The 227-nt window shown below is 37.0% G+C and carries 1 protein-coding gene; it reads right to left on the reverse strand.

Features of this window, described 5'->3' with window-relative positions:
* Positions 1–203: hypothetical protein (locus tag IAI56_RS16075; protein ID WP_187658809.1), on the reverse strand; the 203-nt coding region annotated here is incomplete at its 3' end.
* Between the last annotated feature and the right edge of the window lie 24 nt (positions 204–227).

Consider the following 227-nt stretch of genomic DNA (forward strand, 5'->3'; position numbering starts at 1 on the left):
AAAAATGAGGTTACTAGCGATGCTTCGGTTTGAAAAACTCTCACGTAATAGGTTTGACCTACTGTAAAATTATTGTTCAAATAGAACTCATTAGTGGTACTACTCGAACTGTTATCACAAACAAAACTTGCTCCACTGCATGAACCTGTTAGGATTTCCATTGCTAAATTGAGGCTCACTCCATTGGTCACTGTTATACTCATTGTAGGATCTGTTGCTACAAAACT

It is taken from the genome of Flavobacterium macrobrachii (genome assembly GCF_014486675.1).
Classification (GTDB): Bacteria; Bacteroidota; Bacteroidia; order Flavobacteriales; family Flavobacteriaceae; genus Flavobacterium; species Flavobacterium macrobrachii.